This window comes from Caballeronia pedi, from assembly GCF_001544915.2.
Lineage (GTDB): Bacteria > Pseudomonadota > Gammaproteobacteria > Burkholderiales > Burkholderiaceae > Caballeronia > Caballeronia pedi.
In genome coordinates, this window is record NZ_FCOE02000050.1 from 41,852 (window position 1) to 49,207 (window position 7,356).

Sequence of the window (7,356 nt, forward strand, 5' to 3'; positions counted from 1 at the left end):
CGACAGCGCTTTATCAAGCTGGCCGCCGTCGAAAGACGCTGAAATTGGTATCTGTACGCCGCTCATTTATTCAATCGTTTCCCAGTCATTCGGATCCTCAACACCCGTATCCGCCTTCGCATCAGCGTCAGCCAATTCGGCATCAAGGTCAAAATCATCGTCTTCGGATTCTTCTTTCGCGGGATTTTCCACGTAGTGGTGCGCCCAGTATTCCGTTTCGATCTGCTCGACCGTCGCGTCGAGGAACCTATCGTCCGTCGGTGCCAGGTTGTACTTGCGACGAAACCAAAAGTGCAGCGTCGTTGCCATCTCCCGACCGTTGCGCTTCGCTCGCGACTCCATTTTTTCGTCGAAAGGAGCCCTCCTTCGCGCGGAGCGCAGCGTGCACCTTCATCAACTTCGCATAGCTCTCATCGTCGAGCGGATCGAGCTCGTCAAGATCCCATCCGGCCGGCGCGAGCAACGTCAGCACCTTCAACGTCGAGATCATGCCCGCCACCGTTTCGAGGAACGGCGAAGGCGTGGCGACACCCTCAGTCAGTCGCGAGAACTCAGTTGCGATCGCCAACTCACGGCGCATGTTCCGGCGGGCGAATGTGAAGGTGCCGACGCCCTCCACGTGTTCGTCAAACTGCGGCAAGCCAGGTGCCTGACTCATTCTCTTGCTCCAGAAATATTGTTCAATAAGAAAGGGGCCACCAACCTGGCGGCCCCTCCATTACACCGTCACGATTCGATTAGATCGACGTGCCAGACGTGTCGAGCGCGTTGAACGTGCCGCTCGAGATCACCAGCGCATTCGCCGACAACTCGACGTCGCCGGACGCGTAGCTCACGCCCATGTACTTCTTGAGCAGCGTGCCGTCGTCCTTGTCGAACACTTCGACGTCGAACACCAGGCCCTGCAGCACTGCGTCTCCGTTCTCGACTGCGATGCCCACCGAGCGCATCGAGCCCTTCTTCAAAACGACTTGCTGGCAGGTGAGCGTATGACGCGCGACAGTCGGCACGTACTCGATCACATGGATATCGCCGATGCCCGTGACAGGCTCCGGCGCATAGTCGTCGTTCATCCGGACACTGCGCATCGCGCCGATCTGATTTCCGTCATACGTGATGACGATCCGGTTACCGGAACGCGCTTTTACGTTGGTCGTTGCCATCCGTCAGGCCTCCTTATGCCGACGCCGAGCCGCTGTACGGCACTGCGTACACCGTCACCGGGATAAAGTTGATCGGCAGCACAGGCGAACACTGGAAGCTGACGCCGATGACATCGCCATCGAGAACAGCCGTGATTCCCTTGTATGCCGGATTGGTCGAGTCGCCCACGAGGACGCCCGGGCCGGTCGGTTCCGGTTTAGCGAGTGCACGCAGCGTCGAGTCAGCGATCGAGACGGCACGCGCCAGGTTTTGAGGCGTGCCCTTCTGACCGCGCAGCTCGTCGAGTGCATCGCGCACGTTGCGCACGGTGTAATCCAGCGCGAAGCCAACCGATTGCTCGACGCGGTTGTAGTTGGCGTTCGTGAGCCACGTGGAGATCGACTTGACCACCTTGTAGCCCTTCGACGTGTTCTCAACGCACAGGACACCACCCTGGATCAAGGGATCGGTATCCGTCGGATTGCGCAAATCACGCTCGAGCCCACGCACAGACAGCGACTTGTTCGTAAGCGGCGTGCCGGGATTCACACCTGAGAACGCGCCCGCGATCATCGCGGCGAGCAGATACGGCGGATACAGCGTCAGGTTGCCGTTCGCGTCGTAGTCATAGAACCCGATGTGGACGAGCGACGTGCGGTCGGAGTTGAGCGCCTTCGCCGCCACGATTGCATTCGCGTCACTCGTGCCGAGCGCCGTGCCGCAGATCGAGCGTCGCTCCTTGCGGCCGGTCGTGCTCATGAACTGAGCGTGAGCATCTGCCATCGCTGCGATCGACGGATCCGACGACACCGGCGTGAACCACTGCATGTCCACGTTCTGCAGAGTCGTGAAAGCATCCGACCACTGCGAATTCGTGGTCACACCGTCCGATCCGCCCGTCAGATACGTGAACGGAATCGCTGCGGGCACCTTGCCGGCGTTCGTCGCTCGCGTCGCGGTAACGAAGCCCTCGCCCGAACCGTTGAACCAGTCGATCAGCGCTTGCAGGTTTGCGGTCGCGGTGTAAGCGGCCGTCTTGACATCGACGACAGTCGCATAGTCCAGTCCGTTGAGAGACGGCTTTGCACCATTCCCGTCGAGCACCGATGCAGTGAAGCCCGAAACGATGTTGATCGAATCCACGAGTTGCTGGACCGTCTTCATCTGCGTCAGATCGATCGATGCGACCTGCGTGCCAGACGGCGCCTGAAGCGTGACCGCCGTGCCCGTGATCGACATTACAGCCGAAGCAGCAACGCCGCTGTACTGCACCGAAAACGCATTGCGGTACAGGTTGTCCTGTGTGAAGTAGTCGTTGCCGTACTGGACCGTCGGCTGCAGACCCTGCGTCGAACCAGCCTGAATTTTGACCTTGATCTGGTTATTCCAGGCACCGTAGTCCGTCGACACGAGGTTGACCGATGCCGCACTCGATGCATCATTCAGCACGAGTGCCGACTGAACAGCCGGATTGACGCGAACAGCAATCACAGTCGCCGGACCGCCGACTTCCGTGCTCGGAGAGAATGCCTTTTTGACGGCAGTCAGAAGCTCGCCGTCGATCAGTGCGGATTCAGCCTCGCTCGGGCTGCCGAACGACAACGCCTTGTTCGGTTGACCGCCGACCGACGTGCCGATCAGCGCGACCACATTGCCGACCGACAGGTTTTTGTTCGCCATCGCGGAGTCGTCCACGGCCGACATCGTCGCGGGCGAAGTCCAAAGGCGTCCGTTAAAAAATACGGGCATGATTTATCCTCAGACCGGTTTGGTTACGAAAGCCGTGAACCGGGACTGATAGTTCGATTCGGCATCCTTAAAACGTCCGGCACTGGTTTCCGTGAAATGGAAAGCTGCGATCAGCTCGACTCGGCGATCGCTGCGCGACAACCGGACGCAGAACTCATCGAGCGTCACATCTGCTACCACCGGACTGGCGGACACGGCGTCAACGGCGGAAGTCCCACCGGCATCTGCCGTAACGTCTTGTTCCATGCTTTTTCCTCTCAATTGGGGGATAAAACGGTCACTTGCACATCACGAACTGGAGCGACTTCATCGCTCACAATCACCGGCGCCACGCAAGTAAAGGTGCCGGCCGTCTGGTACACCGGCGTGGGGTACTCGCCGCTGACTGCGTCAACGTCCTGCTGCTGGAACTCGATCTGTACGAGTCCGGCCGCATCGAAAACAGGGAAATTGGCGAGGACGATTCGGCGCAGTGCTTGGCGCATTGCGATTCGCTCGTCCGGGTTTTGCGACCAGCCGATGACGGTGATTTGCACGTTGGCAAGCCACCCTTCCGACTCAGTCCAGGTGTCCGCATCGACATCGAATGAGTCGATCTCGAGCAGTTCGCCCAACGACCGCTCCATCGGCGCATCGCTCGACAAATGGATGCTCACCATCGGCCAGGTTGTGCTTTCGTACTGAGGGGGAGCCGTTAGGACGGGAATCGCCGAATTCGGAGATCCGATAGTTCCTCTCTGCACCTCAACGGCGAGACCGGCCTCGAGGCGATCCCGCAAAATCGTCAAGGCATCCGAACTTCGGTCCTGATACGTTGCGCGCGGTGTCGCGCTCGCGGTCGCGCTGGGCGACCACTCAACGCCGTCCCAATAGAAGGCGCGATAGAACACCGGGACATCGTTTTGCAGATACGCGAAATCAACTAGGTACTTGTCGTTACCCTCGTACGCGACGAAGGCAGCCGGATCGCTTTGATCCGTGAAGTCGTCAGTTGCTTTGCGAAGGATTCGCCACGTGCGCGCGCCAGCGGGCGGCGCAAGGAAAACCTTGAGCGCGTTGCCGACTGGAAGTGGAATCACCATGCTGATCATGGTGAAAGTGTGCTGTCACGACTATCGACGAGGCGTGACACTAGACTTGCATCAAGGAGGTACTTCGTATGGCTGAATTTAAGATATCTGTTGATCTGTCTGACGTGATGAACGCAGTTCCAGTCATCAATGCGCAGATGTTCCCGCTCATCGCGCAGACCGTGCGCGCGATCGCGACACAGACCCAAGCGAATTGGATGACGTCCGTTCGCCGAGCAAAGCTATGGAGTGGCGAGAAGCTCGCCTACGAGGAATCCATCAAGGTCACGCCAATGGGCGACTTCGGAGCAGTCGTGTGGACGGACTATCGGAACGCGGCTGACATCGAGACCGGACGCGCACCGTATGATCTAAAGCAGATGCTCAACACGTCGCCGAAGGTGCGGCGCACGAAGGACGGGCGTCGGTTCATGATCATTCCATTTAGAACGAACACGACCGGATACGACGCGCTCACTTCGTCGATGCCTCAGAACGTTTATGACGCAGCATCGCAGTTGAAGCCGAGCAAGATTGTCGGCAAGACGATGCGTCCGACGGGTGAACTCACGTCGATTCACCCGAAGTGGGGTACGCGCCCACTGAAAAAGCAGACGCCATTCGCATCCGTCATCGCGACGCGCGCGGCGATGATGACCGAAAAGCACATCTATAAGTGGGGGACGAAACTCGACACGAGCAAGCTCGAAGGATTGAGCGAGCAGCAGCGCCGCCGATGGAACAACATGTACCGGTTTGATACCGGTAGCGGCGCGAAGCGTAGCTCCTCCTTCATGACCTTCCGCGTGATGATGGAAGGAAGTAGCGGATGGATTATCCCGGCGCGGCCGGGACTCTACCTGGCTAAGAAGACGGCCGACGAGATGCGCCCGAAGGCAGAAAAAGCACTCGTCGAAGCCGTCAGACGTTCGTTCAAGTAGTCGGCGCCAGATCGCGCCCAAACAGATCGAAGCGGCGCAGCACGACGCGCTTGGGCAATCGAGCGCCGGAATGCTCGCCTCGATCGCTTGGGAACGGCCCGTAGCAGAAGTACTCGCTGAAGCGCGTGCCCGTGATGCTGTACGACGTGCCCGCCGGCGGCGCCCCGATCGACCAGACCGGAACGCCGTTCGCGGGCACCTTCGGGATGCCGCCCTCGACGATCTGCTTGTCCGCATCGAGCCAGAAGACTCGCGTGACTTTCTCGACCGGATCGAGGATTCGCTCGTTCGGCGCGCCACGCGTGAAGCTGAGCGAGAAATAATCGGTGCTATTGAGCATCGTCACTCGGTCGAATTGGCCCATCTCATACATCGGCGAGTCGGATCCGATCGTGACAACGGCGTCGCCGTCTTGCCACATACCGAACTGCGCCCACTGCTGGCGCACTTGCTGCCCCGCCATGCCGGCGACCGCGTCGAGCGCTGCCGCCCAAATCCATCCCTTGCCGAAGCATTGCGGGCAATTCGGCGCGGCCGCGCCCGAATGGCGATTGATACACGGGCACCGGAACGCCTTGCGCCATTTGAACTGCTGCCCGATGTGATTCAGATGTGCATTGAACCTTGCAGGATTGAGCCTCATCCGAGCACCGCCGATCGAATGCCGTGGATCGCCGTCATCAGCCCGCCATTCGTTCCCTTCGCACCGTACAGAATCGTGTCGATCGTCGCGTGATAGTCCTCGATGCTCACGCTCACGCTTTCCGACAGCCCGTCCGCGCTGATCGAGCCAGACTGTGCCGGGAACGTGTCTTCGATCGCCTTCAGCACCGCAAGCTTTTTGACGACGTCGATCAGATCCGGATAGTCGCGCGCCACGTTTTCGAGACCAGCGATATACGTCACTTCGAGCATGAACGGAATCGTACGGCCGCCGGCGATCGCCTGCATGATGAAGGACGACAGCGGAACCTGAACCGAGTATGTCGTCGGCACCAGGCGCACGACGCCATATTTCTGATCCAGCCTGATCCACTCCTGCGGCACTGTGAATACCATGCTGGCAGGATCCGGATACGCGAAGCGCATCGACTGAATTTCGCGCACCGGCTTCTGGCGCATTGCGACATAGCCCCAACTGTCACCCTCGAAGAACTGCGGACCGTAATCGTACGGTGCGTCCACCGCGTACGGCATGCCAGCGGGCAGCGCGGCGATCTGGTCGGACGTTGGGTCATACGGGAAAAACTGCGTTGGTACAAGCGGCACGCGCAGATCTCGCGCGACACTGGCCTCAGCCGCGCGGAGCTTGCCCCACAGATAGTCATCCGAGAGCGTGCCGTTTGTGAAGAATGTAGCAGCCGCCTGCATCAGGTTATCTGCCCGCAACTCGTCGATGATGAAATCGCGCACGAACAACGCCGACTTCGTAATCGTGCCGGCAGACTCGACGCCGATCTTGAATCGCTTTATGAGGCTCGGCGCGCTACTCGTCAGCGTCAGCATTGCGGCGCCAACGGGAAGCTGGCCGGCGAGATCTGCCGACACCTGCACAACGACGATGCCCACGTCCCAGTTCGCGCCGACGTCCGTCGACAGCACAGGGATTGGCGCACCGATCGAGCTGGAGCCGTCGAGCGTAGAGAATTGCGCCGACACGGTCGACGCGGGATCGAGCGCCACAGGTGCGCCGTTTGCCTGGACCGCCAGCGCGATGCTTGCCGCCTGGCCGGTAAAGATTGTCGTCATGCGGGTTCCATGCCCAAAGGAAAAGCCGCCGGCGGAGTGATCCGGCGGCGGCCTCGCGGCGGAGATGCCGCCTTACTGCTTTAGCGCTGACTGAGCGTCTTGATGGAAACGCCCGACACGACGGCGGATCCGTAGGTCGAAGCATTGGTGTTTCCGATGCCCGCGACGTTCGCCGTATCCAGGTGCGCAAGCAGATTCGCGTACTTGGTTTTCAGATCCGCAAACGACGCCTGCATCTTGTTGTAGTTCGTGATCAGATCCTCGATCACATCACCAAGACGCGCGTCATGCGCTGCCGGACTCATCCGGTTCAGACGTTCCTTCAGCACGCTTTCAGTCAAAGCCATGATTCACCCTTACTGTTGAACCGGCGCCGCTTCGGCTTCGCCGGTCGATTGAGCCGCCGGCGTCGCGGCGTCAGTCGCGCTCGCGTCCGCTTCGGCCGATTGCGTCACGGGCTCTTTGAGCGCCGCGATCTCTTTCGCTGCGTTCTTGCCGTGCAAGACGTAGCCCTTGATGCTCGTGAACATCGCCGCAACGTCGTCCTCGATCTCCTCCGAGATCATGCCGAGCTTGTGCGTCACGAATTTCACGCCGCTGATCAGTTCCGATGCATTCGGAAGCGAGCAGATAACTTTTGCCATGCCATCTCCTAGAAGGTTGAAACCGCGCGCCCGGAGGCGCGCGGCATTATTCCTACCGAC

11 protein-coding genes are annotated in these 7,356 nt (G+C 59.8%); 1 reads left to right on the forward strand and 10 read right to left on the reverse strand.

Translation table 11 applies throughout. The annotated features are described in order from the left end of the window. Positions 1-66 precede the first annotated feature (66 nt). The 6 genes from AWB80_RS43680 to AWB80_RS37960 form a co-directional block, all read right to left on the reverse strand. Positions 67-309, reverse strand: coding sequence for a hypothetical protein (locus tag AWB80_RS43680; RefSeq protein ID WP_143328224.1), 243 nt, complete (start codon positions 307-309; stop codon positions 67-69). After that, entirely contained in the window at positions 248-658 is a 411-nt protein-coding gene (locus tag AWB80_RS37940; protein WP_061179763.1) for a hypothetical protein, read from the reverse strand. Before AWB80_RS37940 ends, AWB80_RS43680 begins: the two co-directional genes overlap by 62 nt. A 79-nt stretch (positions 659-737) precedes the next feature. Then, the gene (locus tag AWB80_RS37945) at positions 738-1,163 is read right to left on the reverse strand and encodes a hypothetical protein (RefSeq protein ID WP_061179764.1); all 426 of its coding nucleotides are present in this window, start codon (positions 1,161-1,163) and stop codon (positions 738-740) included. Positions 1,164-1,176: 13 nt separating this feature from the next. Continuing rightward, positions 1,177-2,892 (reverse strand): hypothetical protein, encoded by a 1,716-nt coding sequence (locus AWB80_RS37950; protein ID WP_087131923.1) that lies wholly within the window; start codon positions 2,890-2,892, stop codon positions 1,177-1,179. A gap of 9 nt (positions 2,893-2,901) precedes the next feature. Further along, a complete protein-coding gene (locus AWB80_RS37955) occupies positions 2,902-3,138 on the reverse strand; it encodes a hypothetical protein (RefSeq protein ID WP_061179766.1) in 237 nt (78 codons plus the stop codon). Between the two features lie 11 nt (positions 3,139-3,149). Continuing rightward, positions 3,150-3,983: a hypothetical protein gene (locus AWB80_RS37960; RefSeq protein ID WP_061179767.1), complete on the reverse strand. Its 834-nt coding sequence runs from the start codon at positions 3,981-3,983 to the stop codon at positions 3,150-3,152. A gap of 161 nt (positions 3,984-4,144) precedes the next feature. On the opposite strand from AWB80_RS37960, the gene AWB80_RS37965 reads away from it, so the two are divergent. Further along, entirely contained in the window at positions 4,145-4,903 is a 759-nt protein-coding gene (locus AWB80_RS37965; RefSeq protein ID WP_143328225.1) for a hypothetical protein, read from the forward strand. On the opposite strand, the gene AWB80_RS37970 is transcribed toward AWB80_RS37965, so the two are convergent. The 4 genes from AWB80_RS37970 to AWB80_RS37985 all read right to left on the reverse strand — a co-directional run bounded on the left by AWB80_RS37970 (position 4,896) and on the right by AWB80_RS37985 (position 7,296). Then, positions 4,896-5,546, reverse strand: a complete 651-nt coding sequence (locus tag AWB80_RS37970; RefSeq protein ID WP_061179769.1) for a hypothetical protein — start codon at positions 5,544-5,546, stop codon at positions 4,896-4,898. The genes AWB80_RS37965 and AWB80_RS37970 overlap by 8 nt on opposite strands. Beyond that, a complete protein-coding gene (locus tag AWB80_RS37975; protein WP_061179770.1) occupies positions 5,543-6,652 on the reverse strand; it encodes a hypothetical protein in 1,110 nt (369 codons plus the stop codon). Before AWB80_RS37975 ends, AWB80_RS37970 begins: the two co-directional genes overlap by 4 nt. A gap of 80 nt (positions 6,653-6,732) precedes the next feature. Further along, positions 6,733-6,999, reverse strand: a complete 267-nt coding sequence (locus AWB80_RS37980; protein ID WP_061179771.1) for a hypothetical protein — start codon at positions 6,997-6,999, stop codon at positions 6,733-6,735. 9 nt (positions 7,000-7,008) lie between these two features. Next, complete coding sequence (locus AWB80_RS37985) at positions 7,009-7,296, reverse strand: hypothetical protein (RefSeq protein WP_061179772.1); 288 nt, start codon at positions 7,294-7,296, stop codon at positions 7,009-7,011. Positions 7,297-7,356 lie beyond the last annotated feature (60 nt).